Origin of the sequence: Vibrio sp. Vb1166, assembly GCF_033338695.1 — a bacterium.
In the GTDB taxonomy this organism is placed as follows: Bacteria; Pseudomonadota; Gammaproteobacteria; order Enterobacterales; family Vibrionaceae; genus Vibrio; species Vibrio alginolyticus.
The window spans coordinates 141,752-168,553 of the sequence record NZ_JAWOTE010000005.1 but is presented as its reverse complement, the minus strand read 5'-3'; the positions used below and the strand labels follow the sequence as shown (position 1 = coordinate 168,553).

Below are 26,802 nucleotides of genomic sequence, written 5' to 3'. Positions count from 1 at the left end.
GTTTTGAGAGAGCGTGGCGATAAAAACTTGAGGAAGTAATGGCAGGAAACAGTATCGGACAACATTTCCGAGTGACGACATTCGGGGAAAGTCACGGTATCGCACTGGGATGTATCGTAGACGGATGTCCTCCGGGGTTGGAAATTACAGAAGCAGATCTACAAATTGATCTCGACCGCCGTCGTCCAGGCACATCACGTTACACCACACAACGTCGTGAACCGGATGAAGTTAAAATTCTTTCTGGCGTTTTTGAAGGCAAAACCACGGGCACATCGATCGGTTTGCTAATTGAAAACACCGATCAGCGCTCAAAAGACTACTCTGACATCAAAGATAAGTTCAGACCGGGTCATGCTGATTACACTTACCACCAAAAATATGGCATCCGCGACTATCGCGGTGGCGGCCGTTCTTCAGCTCGTGAAACCGCAATGCGTGTGGCTGCTGGTGCAATCGCGAAGAAATACTTAAAAGATGAGTTTGGTGTTGAGATTCGTGCTTACTTGTCACAAATGGGTGATGTATCTATCGACAAGGTAGATTGGAACGAAATCGAGAACAATGCATTCTTCTGCCCTGATGCTGACAAAGTAGAAGCATTTGACCAACTTATCCGTGACCTGAAAAAAGAAGGCGACTCTATTGGCGCAAAAATCCAGGTTGTGGCAACTAACGTGCCTGTTGGTCTTGGGGAACCCGTATTTGACCGTTTGGATGCAGACATCGCGCACGCACTAATGAGCATAAACGCGGTGAAAGGCGTGGAAATCGGAGACGGTTTCGACGTGGTAAACCAAAAAGGCAGTCAGCACCGTGATACGCTTGCTCCTGAAGGTTTTGGTAGTAATCATGCGGGTGGCATTCTTGGCGGTATCTCGACTGGTCAAGACATTGTCGCTAACATTGCGCTTAAGCCAACATCAAGTATCACTGTGCCGGGTGAGACCATCACAAAAGAAGGTGAACCAACTCAGTTGATCACCAAAGGTCGTCATGACCCATGTGTGGGTATTCGTGCTGTGCCTATCGCAGAAGCGATGCTGGCAATTGTGGTGATGGATCATTTACTACGCCACCGTGGTCAAAACCATGGCGTAACAACTGAAACACCGAAGATTTAAGAGCTTTGTGTCATTCCAGCGAGCTATAGCGAGACTAGGAATCTAATTTCAGCACGATGAAAAGAGAAAGAAACATCTCTGACAACAGAGTGCTCGGATAATAGATCCTGAATCATGCTCCTTCGTCGCTGTTCAGGATGACTGAATATAAAATTATGCCACTCACTGAATCGCGGGTGGCACAATTTTATCAGGCAACCTTTTTTGTTTAAGTAGTTTTTGCTTAATGAATCGAGCCTTCGGTTTCCAAATGGAAAGAAGGCAGACGCCACTTAAAGCGCACTGCAGCCATACGCAGCATGTAACCAGTAACCAGTGTAATGATCGTGGCAGTGACATCGGGAACATTAAATTCTAATAGCGCTAAGTACATTCCTGATGCGATAAGAGCGACAGAAGCGTAAAGCTCTTCATGCAGTACCAATGGTGTTTGGCGACAGATTAAGTCACGAAGTAGCCCACCGAATACACCAGTTACTAACGCTGAAACCATACAAATACCAGGGTGCAAGCCCATGCCCATCGCAATTTTTGTTCCGATGATACTAAACACGATTAAACCTAGTGCATCGAGGCGAATGAACAGACCTTTCAGCTTAATCACCCATTTCGCTAAACCTGTTGTTAGCACACCTGCAACACACGTAATTGCAAGGAACTCTGGGTTTTTTACCCAACCAAGAGGGTAGTGGCCTAATAGAATGTCACGTACGGTGCCACCACCAATGGCCGTTGCGCTGGCCACCAACATAACACCAAACCAGTCCATCTTTCTTCTACCAGCACTTAACGCACCTGTCATGGCTTCAGCCGTGATACCAATGATATACAACACACTTAGCAACATAGGGAAACACTCAACGTAAAAAGTCACTACGTTCTACGAGAATCAGCGTAGGCGAAGTAACAACACTTACAAACGGTTCTATCTCTCTTAAAAAGTGATTAAAACCAGCAACATGCTTGTAATCAAACGGCTTAAAAATAGCGGTTTGAACGGCATCAAAATAAGGCGAGAGTGTAGTGGTAAATAAGTACGCTGACGAATGAGAAATTGTATGGAGAAAGCGATGTTCAGATAAATTCAACTAATAACCAAAAATGTGGGGTTGCCTTTACCTCATAGCTAAAAACAGCGACAATATGCAGCGCATGTCAAACTGAAGTACAAACTCGACGATGACCCACGAATACCAAGACTTAATCACCATTTTTAATGACACCTTTTTAGAACAATTTAATACGAAATTAGAGTTAGGTGGTGATGAGCCTATTTATCTTCCTGCTGATGATGAACACCCTCATCATCGGATTATTTTTGCTCGGGGTTTTTACGCCTCTGCTTTACACGAGATCTCGCATTGGTGTGTGGCTGGTCCAGAGCGTCGTTTGCTGGAAGATTTTGGTTATTGGTATGAACCTGATGGGCGAACAGCAGAAGTTCAAGCGGAGTTTGAGAAAGTTGAAGTGCGACCTCAAGCTTATGAATGGATTCTGGCACAAAGCGCTGGCTTCCCTTTTACGGTGAGTTGTGACAATCTACACGGCGATTTTGAACCAGATAGGCTCGGCTTTATGAAAAAAGTGCATAAAGAAGTGCTAGGTATTTTGGACGTTGGCTTGCCTTTGCGAGTGAAAATGCTTTCTGATGCCCTGCGCGCATTTTATCAAACTAAGCCACTGGAAGCGTCGGACTTTTGCGTTAAATAACCACTAATAACCTCAGAGATACACCATGATTATTGAATTTGAAGAAAAACTACTGGAACTGATTGATGCTCGAATTGAAACAGCATCTGACGATGAATTGTTTGCTGGTGGTTATTTACGTGGTCACATCTCTTTATCCGCGGCGTCTTGTGAAGAAGAAGGGATTAGCGATATTACTGAGCTGAAGTCACGCATTGAGAGCAGCTTAGAAAATGCGCGTACCGAGTTAAGCCCGGCCGATCGCGTGATTGTCAGTGATTTGTGGCAGGAGCTCCAGGCTCAGGCTTAGTCCCTAAGCAGCGTTCTCCCTTTATTTAATCCTAGTCATTTACTACTTCGAAAAATTCGAACCTCTCCATAAAATTTTTGTGGTTGTAGCGAAACTGTTCAACTTTTATTCTGATCAGCATAAAACGTGAACAAAGGATTACAACCATGAAAATTGTCGCATTTGGTGCATCTACCAGCTCTACCTCAATCAACAAACTACTTGCTACATACGCAGCAAATCAAGTCGAAGGCGCTCAAGTGAATGTTCTAGACTTAAACGATTATCAAGCGCCAATGTTTAGCGAGGACAAAGAGAAAGAAATAGGTCAAGCTGAAGGGGCTGTCGCGTTTTTACGTGACTTGGCGGAGGCTGACGCTCTCGTTGTTTCCTTCGCAGAGCACAACGGTTCGTACCCAGCGGCCTATAAAAACTTGTTCGATTGGGCGACGCGCATTGAGCGTAATGTATTTCAAAACAAACCTGTCGTTTATTTAGCAACTTCCCCAGGTCCCGGTGGTGCGCAAAGTGTTCTTGCGGCGGCGACAGGTTCTGCACAATTTTTTGGCGCGGATGTAAAGGCATCGTTATCTGTGCCGAGCTTCTACGAAAATTTTGACGTGGAATCGGGTAAGGTTGTAAACCCAGAAGTGGCAGAGCAAGTGAAACAGGCAGTTGCACTGCTGAAGTAATCTCAGTACGAGCGACTTAATGAGTTAGCGATTCCCGACACGTGTCTGTGTCGGGAATCAAAACAGAGAATACTCTTACAGCTCGGTAATGGCTTTGCCTTTTCTTAGTTTACGAACCCACATTCGACTTGGGTGAAGTTCGGTCAATACATCAACCGGTAATGGCAGCGGGTCCCCACAGATCTGGGAGGCCAACACTTCAGCTAATAATGGTGCAGAGCTCAGTCCACGAGATCCTAAACCTAAGAAGCAGAATAGGTTAGGGTACTGATGAATGGTTTCTACCTCTTCTTCTTTTTGATTTTGTAAGTTGGTGTATTGCGTTTTGATCGTCTCAAAGTCACCCACATTTCCGACAAATGGTAAGTGATCTCGGCTAACACAACGAATACCTTGGCGAGATTGATTACCAGTGATATCTACCTCTTTTGCCCATGTTTGATTCGGTACACATTTCACTAGCTTTTCTGCATTATCTTTTTGGGCGTTTTCATCAAATTCGTAGTCAAGGTGACTGCGGTCGTAGCTTGCACCGATACACAAGTGTTGATTACTTGGGTTAACAGGTGTCATGTAACCGTCGTAACACAACACCGTTTTCAGCTGACTCAGCGTTTCGGTTGCTGGCGCATGACTGACTTGTCCTTTCACTTGTCCCATTGGTAGGGAAGCGGTTTGACTCAATGTCTGGAACTCATGGCCGTTCGCAATCACAACCGTTGAGTGCTCAAATGTTTGACCACTCGCTGTTAGTAGCCAGAGCTGACGCTTTTCATCCCAATCTAATGCCTCAACATGGTGTTCAAACTTCGTTGAGAGTAACGACGTCTTCTCCAATTGTTTTATTAACCCACGAGTTAACTCGGCAGGGCACAGCCACCCTCCCATTGGGTAGTGCACAGATGCCATATCAATAGGTAACCCGATAGTGTTCGCAGTCTCCTCGGCGGACAGCTTGTGAATGAGCTCTGGTGTGAAGTTACCCGCAAGTATTTTCTCCAGTTTGTCTGTGGATTTGTCATCCCACATCAACTGAGTTACGCCACACCAGTCATGATCAAAATCGATCTCTTGTGCTGCTTGTTCAACAAACTGACGTGCGAACAAAAATGCAGGAGCAAACACACGCGAAACGCCAGTATGGGGACCGTTCAACAATGGATACACGGCCCCTTGACGATTACCCGACGCTCCTTTGGCTGGTTGTTTGTCTTTACAGTAAAGGGTGACGTTTTGGCCACGACGAACTAACGTTTTCGCTAACGCCGCGCTGGCTATACCACCGCCAATGATGGCAATCGAATCAAGATTGCTAGATGCTGTGCGATTGAACCAAGGGAGATGGTTCGACTGCTTTTCACGTTGCTCCATAGAGCCGGCGATCATTTCTCGCTTAGTGCCGAAACCTTTCACCTTTTTCATTGTAAAGCCAGCTTCGTTCAAACCACGACGTACAAAGCCTGCTGCGGTAAACGTGGCAACTGTACAATCTTGCTTGGCTAGCTTTGCCATGTTGTTGAACAGGCCTTGGTTCCACATCTCTGGGTTTTTGCTTGGCGCGAATCCATCTAAGAACCAAGCATCAATCAAACCTTGTTCGTTGTATGGGACTTGCGGCATGCAGTCTTTAATGTCACCAAACCAAAGGTCGAGTGTGATTGCGCCGTCTTCTAAAACGATGCGATGACACTCCGGCACAGCGGCAGGGTAGTGCTTTTGTAACTTTTCCGCGTATTCAGCTAGCTCAGGCCAAGCTTCATGCGCCTTCTTTAAATCGGCTTTGCTTAATGGGTATTTTTCAAAGCTAATAAAATGCAGCTCTTTCAATGTTGCGTCCGGATGCTGACGACGAAACTCACTAAACCACTGGCATACTGCTAAGAAGTTTAATCCCGTGCCAAATCCTGTTTCACCAATGACAAAACGTCTTTGGTCAAATTCCTGCCATCTTTCTGGGAGATGATTTTGTTTTAAGAAAACGTAGCGTGTCTCTTCAAGACCGTTTACGTTAGAGAAGTAAACATCATCAAATTGGTCTGAAACCGGAGTACCAGCTTCGTTCCAACCAAGTTCTGCGTTTTTTATTGAAGTCATAATGGTGCAAATTTGTGATTTGGCGCGGTAAGAATGGGGCGATTGTACGAATTTATGGGAAAGCTGACCACTTTTGTTGACTATCTTAGTTATCATCTAGCGGATTTTTGAATTATAGGAATGTCATAATGAAACGAGTCGTAATCACCGGTATGGGTATTGTTTCAAGTATCGGTAACAACGTCGAAGAAGTTCTAGCGTCTCTTAAAGCGGGCAAATCTGGCATCACTGCATCTGAGCAGTTCAAAGAACACGGTCTTCGTTCGCAAGTATGGGGTGATCTAAAAATCAACCCGGCGGAACACATCGACCGTAAGCAGATGCGCTTTATGGGTGATGCGGCTGCTTATGCATACCTATCAATGGAGCAGGCAATCGCAGACGCTGGTCTTACAGAAGAGCAGGTTTCAAACGATCGTACCGGTATCGTTGCAGGTTCTGGCGGTGCTTCTGCATACAATCAAACGGTAGCGACAGACACGATGCGCGCCAAAGGCGTAAAGCGAGTTGGTCCTTACATGGTTCCTCGTACTATGTCTTCTACTGTTTCTGCTTGTCTTGCTACGCCATTTAAGATTCGTGGCGTGAACTACTCAATGAGCTCTGCATGTGCAACATCTGCACACTGTATCGGCCATGCTATGGAGCTTATTCAACTAGGCAAACAAGATATTGTTTTTGCTGGTGGCGGCGAAGAGCTAGATTGGTCTCAAACTATGATGTTTGATGCGATGGGCGCACTGTCAACCAAATACAATGACACGCCAGACAAAGCATCTCGTACATACGATGCAGACCGTGACGGTTTTGTTATCTCGGGCGGCGGCGGCATGCTGGTTATTGAAGAACTAGAGCACGCACTGGCACGTGGTGCGAAAATCTACGGTGAAATCGTAGGTTACGGTGCGACATCAGATGGCTACGACATGGTAGCGCCATCAGGTGAAGGCGCAATTCGTTGTATGAAGATGGCGATGCAAGACGTTGATGGTGTGGATTACATCAACACGCACGGCACATCGACACCAGTTGGTGACGTGAAAGAGCTTGGTGCTATCCAACAATTGTTTGGTGAGAACAGCCCTGCAATCTCTGCAACAAAAGCAATGACTGGCCACGCACTCGGCGCAGCGGGCGTGCACGAAGCGATTTACTCAACACTTATGCTAGACAAAAACTTCATTGCTCCAAGCATCAATATTTCAAACTTGGACGAAGCAGCACAAGGTCTGGACATCGTGACAGAAGCACGTGATGCAGAGCTAACGACCGTAATGTCAAACAGCTTTGGCTTTGGCGGCACAAACGCAACTTTGGTTATTAAAAAGTACCAAGGTTAACTGAATTTGTTGGCGCCTTGCGAGAGTACTGTAAACGCCAACAATCCAGTTTCCAGAGCTTGATCAGTCACACTGATCGAACAGACGCAGACTCTATCCCATGGAGAGCGGGATAGGATCCTTTTGTTCTGGAACTTTGCCCGGCTATTTAGCCGGGCTTTTTCTTTTCTCTGTTTCTGCTTTTCTCTAGGCTTCCCGTCAATCGATTCTATAGGAGTTACCTCCTTGAGGTTTATTGGTGTTATATCTTGAGATTTTTCGGGAAAAGGGCACAATCGCTTTAGTTTCGCATCTTGCGAATAAACGAACTCTTACAAATGGATGTTAGAACGCTGGCGCTATGAAAATTATTGTTGATGAAAATATGCCGTATGCTGAAGAGCTATTCAGCCAACTCGGTAACGTAATTCTAAAACCAGGTCGTACACTGACCGCCGATGATTTAGTGGATGTTGATGCCCTAATGATTCGCTCAGTCACCAAAGTTAATGCTGACCTGATCAGCAAAGCAAACAAGCTGAAGTTTGTTGGTACGGCCACGGCAGGCATGGATCATGTTGACCAAGCACTCTTAAAAGAGAAAGGCATTTTCTTCACTGCGGCGCCAGGGTGTAACAAAGTGGGTGTGGCGGAATACGCGTTCAGCGTGATGATGGTGCTCGCTCAGCAACAAGGTTTCTCGGTATTTGACAAGACGGTAGGTATTATTGGTGCAGGCCAAGTAGGTAGCTACCTAGAGAAATGTTTGAAAGGCATGGGTATGAAAGTTCTCATCAATGACCCATTCAAACAAGAGTCTGGTGATCCTCGTAGCTTTACTCCGTTGACAGAACTGATTGAAAGCTCAGACATCATTACACTACATACGCCAATCACCAAAGATGGCCCATACCCAACGCATCATTTGATTGATGAGAAGGTATTAAATGGTCTCCGCAGCGATCAAATTTTGATTAACGCGGCTCGAGGTCCCATCGTTGACAACGCTGCTTTGAAGCAACGTCTTTTGAAAAATGATGGCTTTACAGCGGCACTCGACGTATTTGAATTTGAACCAGAGGTTGATATGGAGCTTCTGCCTCTGCTAGCATTCGCAACCCCTCACGTTGCAGGCTACGGCTTGGAAGGGAAAGCTCGCGGTACAACGATGATTTTCAACAGCTACTGTGAGTTCTTAAATAACGAATTACGTGCGCATGCCAGCGATTTACTGCCAACCGCGCCTGTTCCTACTATGGTATTGGACAGAGCTTGGGACGAAGCAACACTGCATAACATCACGCAGTTAATCTATGATGTGCGTAGAGATGACGCTCTTTTCCGCCGTGAAATCAGTAAGCCAGGCGCTTTTGACCTGATGCGTAAAAACTACTGGGATCGCCGTGAATACAGCGCTGTCACGCTAGTGGGTAACAAAACATGTAACCTTGCTCCATTAGCAGAACTAGGTTTTCAGATTGAGGTAAGTCAATGAGCCAGCAATATAATGTTGCCATTTTAGGTGCGACCGGTGCGGTCGGTGAAACAATTTTGGATGTGCTTCAAGAGCGCAAATTCCCAGTAGGCGAAATCTTCCTACTCGCGAGTGAGCGCAGCGAAGGCAAGACTTATCGCTTCAATGGTAAAACGGTACGCGTTCAAAACGTAGAAGAGTTCGATTGGTCTCAAGCGCATATCGCACTGTTTTCTGCTGGTGGTGAGCTATCAGCCAAGTGGGCTCCAATTGCCGCTGATGAAGGCGTGATTGTTATCGACAATACATCACACTTCCGTTACGAGTACGACATTCCTCTTGTTGTGCCAGAAGTAAACCCAGAAGCGATTGCAGAGTTTCGTAACCGTAACATCATCGCGAACCCGAACTGTTCAACCATCCAAATGCTGGTGGCACTAAAACCAATTCACGATGCGGTGGGCATTGAGCGTATTAACGTATCAACTTACCAATCGGTGTCTGGTGCAGGCAAAGCGGGTATCGATGAGCTAGCAGGTCAAACGGCGAAGCTGCTAAACGGTCTGCCAGCAGACAAGAAGCAATTCTCTCAACAGATCGCGTTTAACTGTATTCCACAAATCGATCAAATGATGGAAAACGGCTACACCAAAGAAGAAATGAAAATGGTGTGGGAAACACAGAAGATCTTTAACGATCCATCAATCACAGTCAATCCAACGTGTGTACGTGTTCCTGTATTCTACGGTCACGCAGAAGCACTTCACATTGAGACTCGTTCACCTATCGATGCACAAGAAGTCGTTAACTTGCTTGAGCAAACTGACGGTATCGAAGTGTTCCACGGTGAAGACTTCCCTACACAAGTTCGCGATGCGGGCGGTAAAGACCATGTAATGGTTGGCCGTATCCGTAACGATATCAGCCATCATAGCGGCGTAAACCTGTGGGTTGTTGCTGATAACGTGCGTAAAGGCGCGGCAACTAACGCGGTGCAAATCGCAGAAGTTCTGATCCGCGATTACTACTAAGTCGCTTACAGTTCATTTCAAAGCCTCGCACAGTGCGAGGCTTTTTTGTACGAACGAAACAAAATAGTGTGAGATTAGTACGAATATGGCGAGAGCCACACATTTTTTATTCTCAACGCTATAGTTTTGCATGCGATATCCGATATATTTAACCGATCACCATTTCAAATTGTATTTAGCACAAAACTGAGCCTTCTATGCGTCAAAATTATAAGCGTTTGTTAGCAGCCCTTGTGTTGATGAGCGCGACTCAGACATCATCAGTGGTTCAAGCCGAAGGAATTCGTCTTGTTGGACCGTCTGGTGAAGTGCAATCATCTCCGAGCTATGCTGAAGATATTGAGCGAGCATTACCTGCTCCTCCTGCGAATACTCAACCGTCACGTTTCTTTGGTCCGACTGGTGAAAATCAAACACTATGGTCGATCGCTTCAGAATTACGACCTTCACGCGGTGTTACCGTTCAACAAACGCTTCTTGCCATTTACCGAATTAACCCTCAAGCGTTTGAGAACCAAAACATTCATGAATTGATCCCAGGGAGTCGGCTACGAGTACCTTCTCTAGAGCAAGTGCAAAGCGCGACCACAGCGCAAGCTGTTGCGATTATGAAGGCGCATGAAGCTAAGTTAAAACAGCCGAAGCCGACAAATAGAGCGACGCCAGCACAACGAGTCACCGAGCAACCAAAGCCACAAATTAAAGTAGAACCCAAGCCTGCGACTAAGCCAGAGACAGTGGCAGCAAAGGAGCCAAAACCAACTCCGAAAACAATACCCGTCATCCCTGCGCCACCAGTAACCACCTCTCGGCAGGGTGAAAAGCAGGTCAGTGCGCTGAAGGACAAACTTCAAGGCTCACAAAGTGAATTAGAGTCATTAGAAGAGAAGAACCATCGTCTTCGATTGATGCTGTCAGAAGTGCAAAGCGAAGTCGAAACTTTGAAAAGCGAGTTGAATGACGAAGAACGCATTCGCTCAGAAGTCGAGAAGCTGCTTGCTGAAGAGCGCCAACGCCTTGCTGAACAACAGCGCATGCAACCAAGCACCATGGACAAAATTTTGTCTAATGGTTGGCTCGTTGGTCTTGCGGCATTAATTCCTGGTGCTTTGATTGCGTTGCTAGTTGTTATGCTTCTTGGCCGACGCTCTAAAGCGAAAGAGGAAGAAGCGGCTGCGCAGGAACAGCAAAACGTTGATCCTCTTGCGGCGCCAATCGGTTTAGCGGCGGCGGATGAGCTGGATGAAGAGCTCACGCTTGATGATGAATTGTTTGCAGATGAAGATATCAACGCACAGTCTTTACAAGAAGAGAAGTCAGATTTAGAAGAAGACGTCTTTGCTAACCTCGACGATGAAGAACTTGATTTCAATCTGGAAGGGGACGATGACCCATTTGCAGATATTGGCGATGACGGTGACCTAGATGTTGGTCTGGATGAGTTTGAGTCATCGAACAATGGTATCCAAGTCAACGGCGAAGAAAAGGCGCTTGGTTTAGAAGAAATGGAGCGAGCCTTAGATGAGGTTGCTCCAGAACTAGAAGTGCTCGATGACGATGAGTCTGGCTTCGATCTTTCGGATGATGCGAATGAGAAATCAGACTCGCTTTCAGACGACGCATTTGCCGAGTTACTTGCAGCCGATGAGCCGTCAGAAGAGTTACCAAGTGACACTGTCGACCAGGATATGCTTGATGACTTGTTTGCTGAACTTGGCAACGATGACTTCGATTTAGATACTGATGAGCCTGAGTTAAAACAGCCCGTTTCGGATGATGACTTTAGTGTAGGAGAGGCATCTGACGACGATATCGATAAGCTATTGGCCCAGTATGAACAACCGGCTAGTGAATCGGAAGTTCGAGAAGCTGACGCCAATGAAGGTCCTGTTCTAGATGAAAACAGTACAGAGCTACTCGATGAACTCATTGATTTTGATGAAGATGACACAGACGAGTTTGATCCACTAAACGAGCTAGAAGCAATCTCTGGTTTTGAAGGTGATGACTCGATCGAAGAGTTAGACGCAGATAGCACAGACTTACTGGACGAACTCATTGATGATGTTACCTCTGAACTTGATGAAGAGACTGAAGCTGATTTAGATCCGTTTGATGATCTGATTCGAGAGGACGAGAGCCCAGAGCAGAATAAATCGGAAGAGGAAGAGTTACTGAAATCACTTGGTTTTGGTGAGCCAGACGCCGACGAAAAGCCATCTCCCGTAGTTGGGTCAGAACAAACTCATGAAGATCAGGACATTGAGTCTGGGTTGGACATCGACGCTTTATTAAGTGAAAGCCAGCCAGACACGCAACAAGCTGTAGAAGATCAACCATTAACCGAGCCAGAGGCTGCCTCAGAGCCATTTAGCAGCGATGAATTTCTTGGTGATTTAGAGGACCTCTCACCAGAGAATGATCCTTTAATGAGCGAGCTAGACGACCTATTTGAGTCAGACAGTGAAGAACTTCTGCCAACAGAACAAGAAAAAGCGGATTTTTCTGCTGAACTTGACGCTCTATTTGATAGTGAAGACGATTTACCGCAGCAAGTTGAAAAAACACAAACGGAGATAGAGGAAGCTTCATCACTACAACAAGAGGCTACCGATACTGATTCAACACAAGAACCATCCGTGGAGTCCGATGCTGAGGTACAGCCTCACGTTGAGCAAGAGGAAGACATTCCAGCCTTCACGCCGACACCAAATACAATAGAAAATGAATTCGGTGTTCCACAAGAAGAAGATTGGCTACTGGATGAGCCTGAATTGGAGCCGGAAACTGAGTCGACCAACGATTCAGAAGAAGAATTCAATTTTGATGAGCTAGATCTTCCAGAATTCAGCGAAGAAGATGCTCTAGCATCTATGGCTGGCGAACCTGCGTTAGAAACGTCCGAGTCCGTTGAACCAGAACAAATTGAAGCCGACTTGCCAGCTGAGTCCGAAGAAGAGTTCAATTTTGACGAGCTGGATCTTCCTGAGTTTAGTGAAGAAGACGCATTGGCGTCCATGGCTGGCGAACCTGCGTTAGAAACGCCCGAGTCCGTTGAGCCAGAACAGGTTGAAGCAGACTTGCCAGCTGAATCAGAAGATGAATTCAATTTTGATGAGCTCGATTTGCCAGAGTTCAGTGAAGAAGATGCACTGGCGTCTATGGCTGGCGAACCTACGTTAGAAACGTCCGAGTCCGTTGAGCCAGAACAAGTTGAAGCCGACTTGCCAACTGAGTCCGAAGAAGAGTTCAATTTTGATGAGCTCGATTTGCCAGAGTTCAGTGAAGAAGATGCACTGGCGTCTATGGCTGGCGAACCTGCGTTAGAAACGTCCGAGTCCGTTGAACCAGAACAAGTTGAAGCCGACTTGCCAACTGAATCAGAAGATGAATTCAATTTTGATGAGCTAGATCTTCCTGAGTTTAGTGAAGAAGACGCATTGGCGTCTATGGCGGATGAGCCGGAGTTAGAAACGTCCGAGTCCGTTGAGCCAGAACAGGTTGAAGCAGACTTACCAGCTGAATCAGAAGATGAATTCAATTTTGATGAGCTGGATCTTCCTGAGTTTAGTGAAGAAGACGCATTGGCGTCTATGGTGGATGAGCCGGAGTTAGAAACGTCCGAGTCCATTGAACTAGAACAAGTTGAAGCCGACTTGCCAACTGAGTCCGAAGAAGAGTTCAATTTTGATGAGCTCGATTTGCCAGAGTTCAGCGAAGAAGATGCCTTGGCGTCGATGGAAGAAGAGCCAGAATTACCGAGCTCTGAGACTGCAGATATAGAACCAATCTCCGGTGAGGATGAAGAGTTAAGTTTTGACGACCAAGATCTTCCAGAGTTCAATGAGGAAGATGTTCTCGCGTCAATGAACGAGGGTGCTTCAGGGAGCCCTAAGGTTGAAGCAGAGACATCGAGACCAGCTATTCAAGCCGATAACGATCATGATGCTTTGTTTGAAGTATTTGCGCAGCAAAACGGCTTTGATACTGACCCAGAAGTGCAGCCAATAGCGACAGAGGGTGAGCCGCTCAGTAATTTGGATGATGAATCATCAATGGCTAACCTTCTTGCGGAAGACGCAAACTCAGAAGTATTTGAAGGTAAACTAGACAGTGACACCATCGCAAGTGCAGGTATGGATTTTGAAACCATGCTTGATGTTGGAGATGATTGGGATGGCTTTAAACCCGCAGCTGATAACGTAAGTTCTACTGAAGAAGTGCCTGAGGACCAGCGTGATGTTTGGAATTCGAGTGATGCACTAAGTCAGCCAGAGATCGCGCAAGAAAACTGGGCAGAGCAAAGCGACTTGGATGACTTCGACCCGAAGAAAAATCAATTTATGACGATTGATGAATTGATGGCTCAGGTCGACAGAGAAGGTGGTGAGTTCGAAGAAGAAGACCTTAAGCTCGATGTCGGATTGAACGAGTTTCCAGATGTTATCGGTGAGATCGGCGATATTGACGTAGATAGCAATGCTGAAGCGGCTGGGAAACTGGATTTGGCTAAAATCTATCTCGAGATGAACGATTCTCAAGGGGCGATTAAACTACTAGAAGAGGCGATTGTTTACGGTGAGGATGATATTCGCCGCGAAGCAAAAAGCCTGATTGACGCCATTAATGGCCGATAAACCGAAACAAAAGGGTAGCGTTTGCTACCCTTTTTGTGTCCCGTTAGTAGGATGCTACCTTTATGTCACCCTTGGTGAAACTGGCAACTTGAGGTGACTTGAGTATATACTTCCCGCCCCATTTTAGAGTTCGAAGGTTAAGATGAGAATCGCATTAGGTATCGAGTACAACGGTACAAACTACTTTGGTTGGCAGCGCCAAAGAGAAGTGAAAAGTGTCCAAGAAGAGCTAGAGAAAGCATTGTCCGTCGTCGCTAATCACCCAGTTGAAGTTCAGTGTGCTGGTCGGACAGACGCAGGCGTGCATGGCACGGGACAAGTTGTGCACTTTGATACCAACGTTACTCGAAAAATGGTAGCTTGGACCATGGGCGCAAACGCGAACATGCCGAGCGATATAGCGGTTCGTTGGGCTCAAGAAGTTTCAGATGATTTCCATGCAAGATTCTCAGCGACAGCGCGCCGTTATCGTTACATTATTTTCAATCATGCTTTACGTCCAGGCATCTTAAACTCGGGGGTTAGTCACTATCATGGTGAGCTCGACGAGAAAAAAATGCATGAAGCAGGGCAGTTCCTACTCGGCGAAAATGATTTTACGTCGTTTCGCGCGGCGCATTGTCAGTCTCGCAGTCCATTTCGAAACTTGATGCACCTGAACGTTACGCGCCATGGAAACTATGTGGTTATTGATATTAAAGCCAATGCGTTCGTGCATCATATGGTTCGTAATATCACGGGTAGCTTGATAAAAGTTGGACGTGGCGAAGAGAGTCCTGAATGGATCAAGTGGTTATTAGACGCCAAAGATCGCAAAGTAGCGGGTGCGACAGCGAAAGCGGAAGGTCTGTACCTGGTAGATGTAGACTACCCAGAAGAGTTTGGGTTACCTGAAGTGCCGATCGGTCCACTGTTTTTACCAGATAATTTGAACTAATTTTACAAACTTATTTCAAAATATCGGTAGTGTTTATATTGAATGTGAACGGAAAACATACGCTATTTACGATATCAAAAATAGGTACAACCAGTTTTTTATCTACAGTAGCTGCAAGATATGGTTTAATCCGTCGGTATTATGTCGAATTTATATCTTTCGCAATGAAGCGGAAGAGTTGAGAGAAAAGGTCTTCCATGAGTTGGCTTGAAAAGATTTTAGAGAAAAGCAATCTAGTAAGTTCACGCAAAGCTTCTATCCCAGAAGGTGTGTGGACTAAATGTACCTCTTGTGAACAGGTTTTATACCATGCTGAACTAGAGCGTAACTTAGAAGTTTGTCCAAAGTGTAACCATCACATGCGTATGAAAGCGCGTCGTCGTTTGGAAACATTTTTAGATGAAGGTAATCGAGTTGAATTAGGTTCCGAACTTGAGCCACAGGATAAACTGAAATTTAAAGATTCTAAGCGATACAAAGAGCGTATCTCTGCTGCACAAAAAAATAGCGGTGAGAAAGATGCGCTAGTTGTGATGCAGGGTGAATTGCTTGGTCTGCCGCTTGTGGCGTGTGCGTTTGAATTCTCCTTTATGGGTGGTTCAATGGGTTCAGTCGTTGGTGCTCGCTTTGTGAAAGCAGTGGATGCAGCCATTGAAAATAACTGTGCGCTTGTTTGTTTCTCAGCAAGTGGTGGTGCTCGTATGCAAGAGGCTTTAATGTCTCTTATGCAAATGGCAAAAACCAGTGCTGCGCTTGAGCGTTTATCAGAAAAAGGTCTGCCGTTTATTTCTGTTCTAACTGACCCTACAATGGGTGGTGTATCAGCAAGTTTGGCTATGTTAGGTGATATCAACATCGGTGAACCTAAGGCCCTCATTGGCTTTGCTGGTCGTCGTGTAATCGAGCAAACTGTACGTGAAGATCTTCCTGAAGGTTTCCAGCGTAGTGAGTTCCTACTTGATCACGGTGCTATTGATATGATCGTTGACCGTCGTGAAATGCGTCAGCGTGTGGGTGGTCTTATCGCTAAGATGACTAACCACAAGTCTCCTTTGGTGGTTTCGGTTAACGAATCTCCAAATGAAGAGCCATATTCTGTACCAGAAGCGGACGAAAAAGGGTAAAGTATCAACTAACATAAAAACCAAAGAATTTAATGGTTAAAGTTAGATGACCCAAAACCCAATTCCTCAAGCCACATCTTCATTAGAGATGTGGCTTGATTATTTAGCAAATATTCATTCCTCAGCAATTGATCTAGGCTTAGACCGTGTCCAAGCGGTAGCAAACAAAGCCAATCTTACCAAACCAGCTCCAACCGTAATCACCGTTGCCGGAACCAATGGCAAAGGCTCAACGTGTGCGTTAATGGAAGCCATTTTACTTGATGCTGGCTATTCAGTCGGTGTTTATAGTTCTCCGCACCTGATTCGTTACAACGAGCGTGTACGCATTAATGGCGTTGACGTTGTAGATGCCAAGCACTGTGAAGCATTCGATTATGTAGAAAAGCAGCGTGGTGATGTTAGCCTTAGCCTCTTTGAATTCGGTACGCTTGCTGCGCTACGTATTTTCCAAGTAGAGAAAGTTGACGTTGTCTTACTTGAAGTAGGACTTGGCGGCCGTCTAGACGCCACTAACGTTGTTGACCATGATGTTTCTGTTATTACGAGCTTAGCGATCGATCATGTGGATTGGCTTGGTGATGACATCAATGTTATTGGTTTTGAAAAAGCGGGCATTTACCGTTCAGGGAAGCCAGCAATTTGTGGTCAACCGACGCCACCAGCGACCGTGGCGGCTCATGCTGACGATATTGGTTCTGAGTTCTTCCAAGTAGGTATTCAGTACGATTACCAACTAACTGATAATGGTTGGAAATGGAGCAGTGGGGCATTTGAGTTAGAGGATTTACCAATCCCATCGCTACCATTACAAAATGCAGCCACTGCACTGATGGCACTAGGGGCTTCGGAATTGCAAATCACTGACATAAATATTGTCAATGGCTTGAATAATGCTCGTTTGGCGGGGCGTATGCAGGTACTGCATCACGAACCTGAAATAGTCCTTGATGTCGCTCATAACCCGCACTCTGCTGAGTATTTGGTAGAGAGAGTGAAGCAACAATATCTGGGTAAGAATATCCATATTGTGGTTGCAATGCTGCATGACAAGGACATTAAAGCAACCATTGAAGCTCTAACTCCAGTTGCAACACAATGGTATCCAGCGTCGCTTACTGGACCGAGAGCGGCGACCGCTGATGAATTGTGCCAATACTTACCTGATGGGCAAGTTCATTTTGAAAACCCTGTTGACGCCTTCGAGAGTGCGAGAAGCCACGCAAAGACAGGAGACGTTATTCTGGTGGTTGGCTCATTCCATACCGTCGGAGAGGTATTGGAACATTGGCAATCAAATAATAAATAAGTAAAGGTATTTTGATGGCAAGTAAATTCCAAAGTCGTTTAGTCGGCACCATCATTCTAGTCGCAGTCGGAGTCATTGTTCTTCCCGATGTGCTAGATGGTAAGAAACTGCACTACAAAGAAGAATTTGCCAGTATTCCTATCAAACCAGAACTTGATAGTGATGTGGAAAACTTCGAAATATTAGAGCCAGTGGAAGACGACATTACGTTACCGGATTCTCCGGTTGAAGCTGTAGTGCAAGAACGTGAGGATGCTCAAGTAGCCGTTTCTGAGCCCGAGCCAGCGCCAACATCTAAACCTGAGGTCATCAAACAACCAGAGCAAGTTGAGGTCGTCACTCGTCCTGTTCAAGAGAAAAATCAATATGAAGATTCAGCTTGGATCATTCAGTTGATGGCACTTAAGAATCACGAAAATGCTGTCGCGCTTGTCGCGGATTTGCAAAAGCGTGGTTATCAAGCTCACACAAAGAAAGAAAACGAGTTTACGAGAGTGATTGTTGGCCCTGATGTGTCAAAAAGTAAACTTGAACGACAAGTTCAAGAATTACAAAAAATTACAGGTTCAAAAGGTCAATTGCTTAAATTTAAGCCATTAAATCCATAAGAAAACGTTTGCGTCAGCATTTTTTCTGTTAAAATGCGCGCCAACTTAAGATGAAGAAAAGATGAATTGGATAGATTTTATCATTTTAGGTGTGATCGGATTTTCAGCTCTGATCAGTTTAGTTCGCGGTTTTGCTAAAGAAGCTTTGTCTTTGGTGATTTGGTTCGGAGCGTTTTTTATCTCCAGTAATTACTATGCCAAATTGGCGGTGTACTTCACCAACATCGAAGATGATATGTTTCGTAACGGAGCGGCGATTGCGGCGTTATTTGTCGCAACCTTGGTAGTTGGTGCAGTGGTGAATTACGTCATTGGTCAACTGGTACAAAAAACAGGGCTATCAGGTACGGACCGAATTCTCGGGATTGTATTTGGTGGTCTACGCGGAGTCTTAATTGTTTCTGCGGTGCTGTTTTTTATGGATGCGTTTACTGCATTCCCAAGCTCGGATTGGTGGAAAGATTCACAGTTGATCCCTGAGTTCAGCCGTATCATCGCCCCATTCTTCGAGCATTTACAAGCAACATCAAGTTTTCTGTCTGGCACTATCTAGTAGTGCCAGCTACTGTCGCAAATCGAGGATTAGGACATGTGTGGTATTGTTGGAATCGTGGGCACAACGCCTGTAAACCAGTCTATTTATGACGCGTTAACGGTGTTACAGCATCGTGGCCAAGATGCCGCTGGTATTTGTACCATAGAAAGCAATCGTTTTCGTCTGCGTAAGGCGAACGGTTTAGTCAAGGATGTATTTGAAGCAAGACACATGCAGCGCCTGCAAGGCGAGGTCGGAATTGGTCATGTTCGTTACCCTACAGCAGGCAGTTCAAGTGCTTCAGAAGCTCAACCTTTCTACGTAAACTCTCCTTTCGGTATTACACTTGCCCACAACGGTAACTTGACCAACGCTAACGAAGTTCGTCAGAAGCTGTTTGAAAAAGATCGCCGTCATATCAATACCACTTCAGACTCTGAAGTATTACTAAATGTACTGGCGCACGAAATTGACTCAGTAAAAGGAAATGTCACGACCGAAGACGTATTCCGCGCAGTCACCAATGTTCATCGCACAATTCGCGGTGCTTATGCTGTGACCGCCATGATCATTGGTCATGGTATGATTGCATTTCGTGACCCACACGGTATTCGCCCGCTGTGTTTAGGTAAGCGTGAAGTTAACGGCAGAGCAGAGTACATGGTTGCGTCTGAATCGGTGGCATTGGATGCGGTCGGTTTTGATTTCGTCCGTGATGTTGCACCTGGTGAAGCGATTTACGCAACGTTTGACGGTGAGCTTTACACGAAGCAGTGTGCAGATAATCCTAAGCTTAACCCTTGTATTTTCGAGTTCGTGTACTTTGCTCGTCCGGATTCGTTCATCGATAAAATTTCGGTATACAGCGCTCGCGTTGAAATGGGTAAAAAGCTGGGCGAACGTATTCGTGAAGATTACGCAAACCTTGATATCGATGTTGTCATTCCTATCCCTGAAACGTCTTGCGACATTGCACTGCAAATCGCTCAAGCGATCGATATCCCTTATCGCCAGGGTTTCGTGAAAAACCGTTATGTTGGACGTACGTTTATCATGCCTGGCCAGCAACAACGTAAGAAATCAGTACGTCGCAAGTTGAATGCTATTCGTTCGGAATTCAAAGGTAAGAATGTGTTGCTGGTGGATGACTCTATTGTTCGAGGTACAACGTCAGAGCAGATTATTGAGATGGCTCGTGATTCTGGTGCCAAGAAAGTGTACATGGTCTCAGCGGCTCCTGAAGTTCGTTTCCCGAACGTATACGGCATTGATATGCCAAGTGCTACAGAGCTTATTGCCCATGGCCGTGACAACGATACAATTTGTAAGCAGATTGGTGCCGATGCGCTTATTTATCAACGTCTAGAAGATTTGGTAGAGGCTGTAGGTCTTGGAAACCAAGACATTACTCAGTTCGATACTTCCGTGTTTAACGGCGAATACGTAACGGGTGATATCGACCAACAATACCTAGATTTCTTAGATGGTCTTCGTAATGATGATGCGAAAACACAACTTGAAATCCAACAGGATTTAGCAAACCTAGAGCTTCATAACGAAGGCGCATAGGATGCGCTTTCTTAAGTCGTAAAAAAACCAGAGCTTCGGCTCTGGTTTTTTGTTTTCGCTATCTAGTTAGTGAATGTTATAAGCGATCACAAAGTCAATAAAGAGGCGAACTTTCTCTGGCAGGTGGTCTTTGTGGTTGTAAAGCATATAAATGTCGCGCGGGTTTGCACTCCAATCTGGCAGTACGCGTACCAAATCGCCGCTCTCGATGTACTCTTTGATCATTACATCTGGCATTAGTGTGATGCCTAAACCTTCGGAACAAGCGCTGCGCACCACATTGAGCGCGTTTGCTTGAAAACGACCACGATCAACATTCACCACAGACTCGCCTTTGCTATTAATCAAGGTCCACTTAATAAGTGGGTACCCTTTTAGCAATGAATGGTTAGATAGCTCTTCTGCATGGTGTGGCGCAGGATTCGAGGTTAGATAGTCAGGGCTTGCAACGAGAATATCCTTCACTTCGCCAATCTTACGCGCGATGAGGCTAGAGTCGCGTTGCGGTCCCACTCGAAAAATTACATCCCATTCAGTAGGGTCAAGCTTGTCCGCATTATTCTCTGTCGTTAGCTCAATGTTGATGTCCGGGTACTGCTTCATAAAGCTGTTGAACATCGGCATCATCATTCGTTTAGTTAAGTTGTAAGGCGCGGATATCTTAATCTTGCCGGATGCTCCTCGGCAGTCGTCAGTGATTTCCTCTGCTGCGGTTGTTAGCCTTTGTAGTAAAGGAGAGCACTCATGGTAAAAACGTTCCCCTGCTTCAGTGAGCGAGAGTTTGCGAGCATGACGGTTCAATAGTCGAAGATTGACAGAGTCTTCTAGCGCTTGAATGCGTCGGGTGATGGTCGCAACCGGGATCATGGTTTTTCGCGAAGTTGCGGTGTAGCTCCCATTTTCGACAACCAGTCGAAACAGGTTTAAGTCATCTAATTTCATATTTCCAGACACATTAAATTACCGATTACGGTTAATTTATAATTAACTTTGTGATCAAAGCTTGCTTTAAGTCAACATGTTGCATCATTTGAACACAGCAACCCTGTTTGAGTAAATACTGTTATACGCCGTAATATTTGTATTAATGCAGTTTCCGAGCTAAGTTTTATAACAAGGCGAAGCGGCCTCAGGTCTTGCTGTGACACGTTTTGCTGGAAGTAAACACAACAAAAATAATGACTTAATAATAAATCTGTTTTTTTGACTGAGCTTTGTGAGGGATAAAGGTATGTTTAAGACTCACAGTCAAACGGCAATGGTCTCGGCACAGGAAGTGATTAATCAAAAACTAATAATGTTGGTGGACGATGATCCAATATTTCGTAAAGTAACCAATGCCTATTTAGAAAGTCAGGGTTTTAAAGTAGTAGAAGCAGAAAACGGCCTAGAAGCGCTTCAACAACTCAGGGAATGCCAACCCGATCTTATCTTATGTGATTTATCGATGCCGGTCTTAGATGGTATCGAGTTCGTCGAAGAAGTTAGTCTCGAATATCCATATATGCCGCTTATCGTGGTATCAGGCACGGATGAAATGTCCGATGTCGCGAAAGCGTTGCGATTTGGTATTAAAGATTTTCTTCCTAAACCGATAGGTAATTATGAGCACCTATCTCAGGCGATAGAGAATACGCTAGAAGATACCGATAGCCACTTCTCAGAACAACGTGACTTTTCAAGTCAGTGGTTCAGGGTTGATGATGGTGGTGAAATCCCAGATGAACAAGAGCTGTATTGGCATCTGGAATATTTACAACAGAATCCGAGTGCGGCAAGAGATTTACTGCAAGCTCTATTGCCAGAGAAGGATGCTGCTCAGGGAGATTGGCGCTGCTCGTACCGTTTATTGCAATCGACGGATGTGATGCCCTTGGTTTTCGATTATCGTTGGTTAATGAATGGTCAATTTGCGTTTTATCTCGTTGATTCTGCTTCCCAAGCTAATGATGGAGTTGCGACGACATTGCTCGTTAGGGCATTGTTTGACGATTATCTCCGTAACTTGAAAAGTTTCAGTGCTGATCTCAAGGACATGGTAGGGATCATTGAAAAAGGAATTGAGTGTTCGGAGTGTGCGGGTGCAGTCAATGCTGTGTTTGGTGTCGCCGACCTCGCTTCATCCTCGGTCTCTATATTGCCTGCGGGTTTAGATAGCCATTGGTCTGACGGAAATACGAATCAACACATCGCAGCAGGTAACCGTTTAGGGGGAGGAAGTATGAAAAACTTCATCACCCGCGATTTACCGCTTAGTGTTGCAGGACAGTTGTCCATCGGGTGTTTAGGTTCTTCAAGTTTTAGTTTAAGTATTACCCGGAAATCCCGACTAGTATAATTATGACTTGCAAACCAATAAGCAGCGTCCTGACGCTGCTTATTATCTTTTTAGAACCACCAAAACAACATACGTTTAGTTCAATAACCTTATTTTTTACTGGTGTTTAGATTTGGCTGTTTAATGTATAGTCAGCGCTTAAAACAATAATGACCCATTTGTGCAACGATAATTTAACGCTGTGCCTTGGGAGAAGCAAAGTCAACTAGTGAGAAGACACATCATGGCAGACAAAGATTTTAAAGAGCCTTATAATATTTTTTACTTTTTAGGTTTTATTGCAGTTCTTTTGATCCCAACACTTCCTGCAACGCTAACCTGGCTTCGTGTAATGAATGGTTACGCAGGCTTTTAATCTAGCTATTTTGTACCGGAGTTCACCATTCGTATTAAGCGTTACTTTTTCAATACTGTTGGTGGACTCTGTATTGTGCTCGGCATAGCCGGCATAGCCCTTCCACTTTTACCCACCACACCTTTTATTTTGCTTGCTAGCGCATGTTTTATGCGTGGTAGCCCCGCATTTCATCAATGGTTACATAACCACAAAACGTTTGGACCCATTCTCGACAATTGGCATAAGCATCGGGCTGTTACTTCAAAAGTAAAAAAGCGTGGTGCGATTTTTATTGCGCTTAGTTTCATGGTTTCAATCGTTGTTGTCCCCCTCGTTTGGGTAAAAATTGGTCTTTTAGTGATGCTAATCGTTTTACTCAGCTGGTTTATGCGTCTGCCTGTGATTGAGTTGGTTGCTGACCGAGAAGAAAATCACTAAGATTGTAGAGAATAGTGTGCCCGCTCTTCGAGTGGGCGTTTGTATTTTCAGCGCCTGTGACTTTTACGAAAATAAGCACATAGTGGTGAAAACCTATTGTTCGTTGCCCTCGTGATACTGCGATTAGAGAGGGCGATGAGCCAATCTAAGTAAATCGGTATTATGACTACAGAAACAATTTCACTGATCAAATCTAGCATCAAAAGCATCCAAGACTACCCAAAGCCAGGCATTCTATTTCGTGATGTGACGAGCCTTCTTGAAGACGCGAAAGCATACCAAGCGACGATCAACTTACTTGTTGAACGTTACAAAGATATGGGCTTTACCAAGGTTGTGGGTACGGAAGCTCGTGGCTTTCTATTTGGCGCGCCTTTAGCGCTTGAGCTAGGTGTTGGTTTTGTACCAGTGCGTAAACCAGGCAAGCTACCACGCCCTACTGTTGCTCAATCTTATGAGCTTGAATACGGCGTTGATACACTAGAAATCCATACAGATGCCATCGTTGAAGGCGACAAAGTACTGGTTGTCGACGATTTATTGGCAACGGGCGGTACTATTGAAGCGACGACTAAGCTGATTCGCCAACTGGGTGGTGAAGTTGAGCACGCTGCCTTCGTTATCAACCTACCAGAAATCGGTGGCGATAAACGTTTAGAAGCACTAGGTCTAAACGTGTACAGCATCTGCGATTTTGAAGGACATTAATACATTCAATGAGTTATTTAGCTTTAGCGCGAAAATGGCGTCCTAATCAGTTTGACCAAGTTGTCGGACAAAAACATGTCCTGACGGCGTTGGAAAACGCACTGGCGCAAAACCGTTTACACCATGCTTATCTGTTCAGCGGGACTCGTGGTGTGGGTAAAACGAGTATCGGTAGGCTGTTTGCCAAAGGCTTGAACTGCGAAACCGGCATTACCGCGACACCTTGTGGTAAGTGTGATACTTGTCGTGAAATTGATGAAGGTCGCTTTGTCGATCTTCTTGAAATCGACGCAGCATCACGTACTAAAGTTGAAGACACTCGTGAACTGTTAGACAACGTTCAATACAAACCTGCTCGTGGACGTTTTAAAGTGTACCTCATCGATGAGGTGCACATGCTATCGCGTCACTCTTTCAATGCGTTGTTGAAAACCCTGGAAGAGCCGCCAGAGTATGTGAAGTTCTTACTCGCAACAACTGATCCACAAAAGCTGCCTGTCACTATATTGTCGCGTTGTCTTCAGTTTCATCTGAAACCAATCAGCGTTGATGATATTCACCAGCAACTTGATTACATCCTAGGTCAAGAGCAAGTTTCAGCAGAGCCAAAAGCGTTGGGTATGATCTCACATGCTGCAGATGGCAGTATGCGTGATGCTCTTAGCTTGACTGATCAAGCAATTGCTTTAGGTAACGGTGCGGTGCAAACCGATATTGTCAGCCACATGTTGGGGACGATTGATACCGACCAAGCGATTCACTTACTAGAGTCAATCAGCAGCAAGCAACCTCAACAAGCCATGGATAAAATCCAGCAATTAGCAGCAAATGGTGTCGAGTGGGATGGTTTGTTGCAGCAAGTCGCAACACAGTTACACCGAATTGCGATGTATCAAGCGTTGCCCGCATCGTTAGACCGAGCCCAACCAGATGCAGAGAAAATTGAGCTGTTGAGTAAAGCTCTAAGCCCGCAAGACGTTCAGCTTTACTATCAAATTGCATTGAAAGGTCGTGAAGATTTGACCCTCTCGCCAAATGGGCGAGTCGGTTTGGAAATGATTGTGCTGCGTATGATGGCGTTCCGCCCATCAAATAACAGTGGGGCAAATGTTGTTTCTAGTAACTGCGAGCCAGCGTCATCTCCGGCTCAAAGTACCAGTCAACCAAAGGCTGCGCCAGCTCAGACAGCCGCGGCTCCTCGAGCTCAGCAGCCGAGTCCAGCACAAAGCACACCACAAGCGGCGCCTCAACCTTCATCCAGTTCGCAACCTGAGTATCAAGCGAGTGGATATGAGACGGTTCCACCACAGTATGATATGGCGCCGCCGATGAGCGAAAACCCAGCGCCGCAACATGAAACGCCACCTCAACAAGTGCAAGAGAGCGTTTCAACACCAGCGCGCGGCGGTCTAAGCGGTTTGCGTCACCAATTACGTTCTCAGCGTCAAGGCCTACAACAGAACACTCCTCAAAATGGTGGCTCAAAAAAGCCTAAAGCGGCATCTGCACAACCAGAATCGGTTATCGACCGAGTAGCGCAATTGCATGGCAATTCCGCGCAGGTGTCGCCAAACTCAGCTCCGAAGTCGACGGAGCCACAAGTTGAGGAAGCGTATCGCTGGCGTCCAAGCAAGCCTGTTGAGACAAAAGTAAATACAAAACTGACACCTACGCAGCTCAAGCAGGCACTTGAGCATGAGAAAACGCCTGAAATGGCACAAAAGCTCATCGATGAGTCATTAGAACATAATGAATGGGCGAAGCTAATCAGCTTAATGGAGATCCCTAAGCTGGTAGAGCAACTTGCGCTAAACTCTCATTATAGTAAGGAAGGAACAACCGTTTCGTTACTATTGAGAAGCAGCCAAGCTCATTTGAATACTGATAGAGCTCAAGCCGAATTGCTTAAAGCACTTAATACCGTGTTGGGTGAAGAGTGCCACATGAGCATCGAAATAGGGGAGAGTGGAGAAACACCACTTGAACTGAGAGATAGGCTCTACCAAGAGAAATTACAGCAAGCGCTGAACAGTTTAGAAAACGATCCAAATGTTCAATTTATTGAACGTCGTTTTGCTGCAGAGCTTGATAAAGATAGTGTGCGCCCTATCTAATAATCGAATGGAATGGGGTTGAAAACCCAAAGGTATAACCCCATTAATTGATGCAACACCTCATTAAACCAGAGAGATAAACATGTTTGGTAAAGGCGGTATGGGCAACCTAATGAAGCAAGCCCAGCAAATGCAAGATCGCATGCAAAAGCTTCAAGAAGAAATCGCGAATATGGAAGTAACTGGCGAGTCTGGTGCTGGCCTAGTTAAAGTTACTATCACTGGTAGTCACAGCGTACGTCGTGTTGACATCGATGAAAGTTTGATGGAAGACGACAAAGAAATGCTTGAAGATCTGATCGCTGCGGCGTTCAACGATGCAGCCCGTCGTGTTGAAGAAACTCAAAAAGAGAAAATGGCTTCTGTAACTGGCGGTATGCAACTACCACCAGGCATGAAAATGCCATTCTAATCTGCTGATATTTAATTAAGCGGA

General features: G+C 45.5%; 23 protein-coding genes. 20 read left to right on the top strand and 3 right to left on the bottom strand.

What is annotated here, in order from left to right; genetic code table 11:
- Nucleotides 1–38 precede the first annotated feature (38 nt).
- A complete protein-coding gene (gene aroC, locus R7E51_RS08135) occupies nucleotides 39–1,124 on the top strand; it encodes a chorismate synthase (RefSeq protein WP_017820803.1) in 1,086 nt (361 codons plus the stop codon).
- Nucleotides 1,125–1,347: 223 nt separating this feature from the next.
- Here the strand turns inward: aroC and R7E51_RS08130 are convergent, their stop codons facing one another.
- Entirely contained in the window at nucleotides 1,348–1,971 is a 624-nt protein-coding gene (locus tag R7E51_RS08130; RefSeq protein WP_005380544.1) for a trimeric intracellular cation channel family protein, read from the bottom strand.
- 332 nt (nucleotides 1,972–2,303) lie between these two features.
- Here R7E51_RS08130 and R7E51_RS08125 point away from each other — a divergent pair, with 332 nt between their 5' ends.
- From R7E51_RS08125 to R7E51_RS08115, 3 genes are all read left to right on the top strand, one after another.
- A complete protein-coding gene (locus tag R7E51_RS08125; RefSeq protein WP_005380546.1) occupies nucleotides 2,304–2,834 on the top strand; it encodes an elongation factor P hydroxylase in 531 nt (176 codons plus the stop codon).
- A gap of 25 nt (nucleotides 2,835–2,859) precedes the next feature.
- Complete coding sequence (locus R7E51_RS08120) at nucleotides 2,860–3,123, top strand: YfcL family protein (protein WP_017635933.1); 264 nt, start codon at nucleotides 2,860–2,862, stop codon at nucleotides 3,121–3,123.
- Between the two features lie 146 nt (nucleotides 3,124–3,269).
- Nucleotides 3,270–3,794, top strand: coding sequence for an NADPH-dependent FMN reductase (locus R7E51_RS08115; protein WP_005380552.1), 525 nt, complete (start codon nucleotides 3,270–3,272; stop codon nucleotides 3,792–3,794).
- Between the two features lie 75 nt (nucleotides 3,795–3,869).
- Here R7E51_RS08115 and mnmC read toward each other — a convergent pair whose 3' ends face one another.
- A complete protein-coding gene (gene mnmC / locus R7E51_RS08110; protein ID WP_017820802.1) occupies nucleotides 3,870–5,888 on the bottom strand; it encodes a bifunctional tRNA (5-methylaminomethyl-2-thiouridine)(34)-methyltransferase MnmD/FAD-dependent 5-carboxymethylaminomethyl-2-thiouridine(34) oxidoreductase MnmC in 2,019 nt (672 codons plus the stop codon).
- A gap of 128 nt (nucleotides 5,889–6,016) precedes the next feature.
- On the opposite strand from mnmC, the gene fabB reads away from it, so the two are divergent.
- From fabB to purF, 10 genes are all read left to right on the top strand, one after another.
- On the top strand, nucleotides 6,017–7,228 hold the full coding sequence (fabB, locus tag R7E51_RS08105; RefSeq protein WP_005380557.1) for a beta-ketoacyl-ACP synthase I: 1,212 nt from the start codon (nucleotides 6,017–6,019) through the stop codon (nucleotides 7,226–7,228).
- Nucleotides 7,229–7,568: 340 nt separating this feature from the next.
- Complete coding sequence (locus R7E51_RS08100) at nucleotides 7,569–8,702, top strand: 4-phosphoerythronate dehydrogenase (RefSeq protein ID WP_017820801.1); 1,134 nt, start codon at nucleotides 7,569–7,571, stop codon at nucleotides 8,700–8,702.
- Nucleotides 8,699–9,712 carry an aspartate-semialdehyde dehydrogenase gene (locus tag R7E51_RS08095; RefSeq protein WP_005380562.1) on the top strand — a complete coding sequence of 338 codons (1,014 nt, stop codon included), beginning with the start codon at nucleotides 8,699–8,701 and terminating at the stop codon, nucleotides 9,710–9,712. Before R7E51_RS08100 ends, R7E51_RS08095 begins: the two co-directional genes overlap by 4 nt.
- A gap of 197 nt (nucleotides 9,713–9,909) precedes the next feature.
- On the top strand, nucleotides 9,910–14,349 hold the full coding sequence (locus R7E51_RS08090) for a FimV/HubP family polar landmark protein (protein WP_206958136.1): 4,440 nt from the start codon (nucleotides 9,910–9,912) through the stop codon (nucleotides 14,347–14,349).
- A 142-nt stretch (nucleotides 14,350–14,491) separates the two neighbouring features.
- Nucleotides 14,492–15,286, top strand: a complete 795-nt coding sequence (gene truA / locus R7E51_RS08085; RefSeq protein ID WP_017820799.1) for a tRNA pseudouridine(38-40) synthase TruA — start codon at nucleotides 14,492–14,494, stop codon at nucleotides 15,284–15,286.
- A 197-nt stretch (nucleotides 15,287–15,483) separates the two neighbouring features.
- Nucleotides 15,484–16,410: an acetyl-CoA carboxylase, carboxyltransferase subunit beta gene (accD, locus tag R7E51_RS08080; protein WP_005380583.1), complete on the top strand. Its 927-nt coding sequence runs from the start codon at nucleotides 15,484–15,486 to the stop codon at nucleotides 16,408–16,410.
- Nucleotides 16,411–16,456: 46 nt separating this feature from the next.
- A complete protein-coding gene (folC, locus tag R7E51_RS08075) occupies nucleotides 16,457–17,719 on the top strand; it encodes a bifunctional tetrahydrofolate synthase/dihydrofolate synthase (protein ID WP_017820798.1) in 1,263 nt (420 codons plus the stop codon).
- Between the two features lie 14 nt (nucleotides 17,720–17,733).
- A complete protein-coding gene (locus R7E51_RS08070) occupies nucleotides 17,734–18,327 on the top strand; it encodes an SPOR domain-containing protein (protein ID WP_017820797.1) in 594 nt (197 codons plus the stop codon).
- 61 nt (nucleotides 18,328–18,388) lie between these two features.
- The gene (locus R7E51_RS08065) at nucleotides 18,389–18,880 is read left to right on the top strand and encodes a CvpA family protein (RefSeq protein ID WP_005380590.1); all 492 of its coding nucleotides are present in this window, start codon (nucleotides 18,389–18,391) and stop codon (nucleotides 18,878–18,880) included.
- Between the two features lie 36 nt (nucleotides 18,881–18,916).
- On the top strand, nucleotides 18,917–20,431 hold the full coding sequence (gene purF / locus R7E51_RS08060; protein WP_005380592.1) for an amidophosphoribosyltransferase: 1,515 nt from the start codon (nucleotides 18,917–18,919) through the stop codon (nucleotides 20,429–20,431).
- Between the two features lie 66 nt (nucleotides 20,432–20,497).
- Here the strand turns inward: purF and R7E51_RS08055 are convergent, their stop codons facing one another.
- Nucleotides 20,498–21,373 (bottom strand): LysR family transcriptional regulator, encoded by an 876-nt coding sequence (locus tag R7E51_RS08055; protein ID WP_005384959.1) that lies wholly within the window; start codon nucleotides 21,371–21,373, stop codon nucleotides 20,498–20,500.
- Nucleotides 21,374–21,662: 289 nt separating this feature from the next.
- Between R7E51_RS08055 and R7E51_RS08050 the strand changes: the two genes are divergently transcribed.
- The 6 genes from R7E51_RS08050 to R7E51_RS08025 all read left to right on the top strand — a co-directional run bounded on the left by R7E51_RS08050 (nucleotide 21,663) and on the right by R7E51_RS08025 (nucleotide 26,778).
- Nucleotides 21,663–22,769 carry a response regulator gene (locus R7E51_RS08050; protein ID WP_005380606.1) on the top strand — a complete coding sequence of 369 codons (1,107 nt, stop codon included), beginning with the start codon at nucleotides 21,663–21,665 and terminating at the stop codon, nucleotides 22,767–22,769.
- Nucleotides 22,770–22,992: 223 nt separating this feature from the next.
- Nucleotides 22,993–23,124: a hypothetical protein gene (locus R7E51_RS08045; protein ID WP_005380608.1), complete on the top strand. Its 132-nt coding sequence runs from the start codon at nucleotides 22,993–22,995 to the stop codon at nucleotides 23,122–23,124.
- Nucleotides 23,125–23,157: 33 nt separating this feature from the next.
- Entirely contained in the window at nucleotides 23,158–23,544 is a 387-nt protein-coding gene (locus tag R7E51_RS08040; RefSeq protein ID WP_080276930.1) for a YbaN family protein, read from the top strand.
- A 162-nt stretch (nucleotides 23,545–23,706) separates the two neighbouring features.
- A complete protein-coding gene (apt, locus tag R7E51_RS08035; RefSeq protein WP_005380615.1) occupies nucleotides 23,707–24,252 on the top strand; it encodes an adenine phosphoribosyltransferase in 546 nt (181 codons plus the stop codon).
- Nucleotides 24,253–24,260: 8 nt separating this feature from the next.
- Nucleotides 24,261–26,366: a DNA polymerase III subunit gamma/tau gene (gene dnaX / locus R7E51_RS08030; RefSeq protein WP_017820796.1), complete on the top strand. Its 2,106-nt coding sequence runs from the start codon at nucleotides 24,261–24,263 to the stop codon at nucleotides 26,364–26,366.
- 82 nt (nucleotides 26,367–26,448) lie between these two features.
- Nucleotides 26,449–26,778: a YbaB/EbfC family nucleoid-associated protein gene (locus R7E51_RS08025; RefSeq protein ID WP_005380618.1), complete on the top strand. Its 330-nt coding sequence runs from the start codon at nucleotides 26,449–26,451 to the stop codon at nucleotides 26,776–26,778.
- The last annotated feature ends 24 nt before the right edge of the window (nucleotides 26,779–26,802 follow it).